The organism is Bartonella sp. MR168JLCBS (genome assembly GCF_042194175.1).
In genome coordinates this window covers 1-522 of sequence record NZ_JBHIMP010000633.1, presented here as the reverse complement: position 1 = coordinate 522, position 522 = coordinate 1, and the positions used below count along the sequence as shown (strand labels likewise).

General features: G+C 39.3%; 1 protein-coding gene. It reads left to right on the top strand.

Going from position 1 to position 522, the window contains the following annotated elements:
• Positions 1-232, top strand: a 232-nt coding sequence (locus ACFIK8_RS13110; RefSeq protein WP_375669674.1) for a hypothetical protein, incomplete at its 5' end; no start/stop codon positions are given.
• Between the last annotated feature and the right edge of the window lie 290 nt (positions 233-522).

The following is a 522-nucleotide window of genomic DNA, read 5'->3' as shown; positions in this document are numbered from 1 at the left end:
GAATATATCACCAAGTTTAGGAAAAACATGCAATTCAAGAGGTGTGTTCACCACCTTGCTGCTGTTTCCTCATTTTTCAATTCCCTTCTTTCGCTTCAAAAGCACTCAAAGTAATCTCTCTATAAAGAAACACAGCCACCAGCCCGTGGTAATTTTTCCTTTCGCGAATCGGATTGATTCCTTGGTTCAAAAGTTAACGGCAAGCAGCAGCCTTAGATTTTACACCTTTTAAAGAGACAATATCACAAGAACCTAACCTCACTTCATAACGTTTTTTATGAAGATCGAATCTAAAAATCCATCTCCCTTGATCTGCTGCCGTTTCGATCCGCTTCAAAAGCACTCAAAGTAATCTCTCTATAAAGAAACACAACCTCCAGCCCGTGATTTTTCCTTTCGCGAATCGGATTGATTCCTTGGTTCAAAAGTTAACGGCAAGCAGCAGCCTTAGACTTGGTATCTTTTAAAGAGACAATATCACAAGAACCTAACCTCACTTCATAACGTTTTTTATGAAGATCG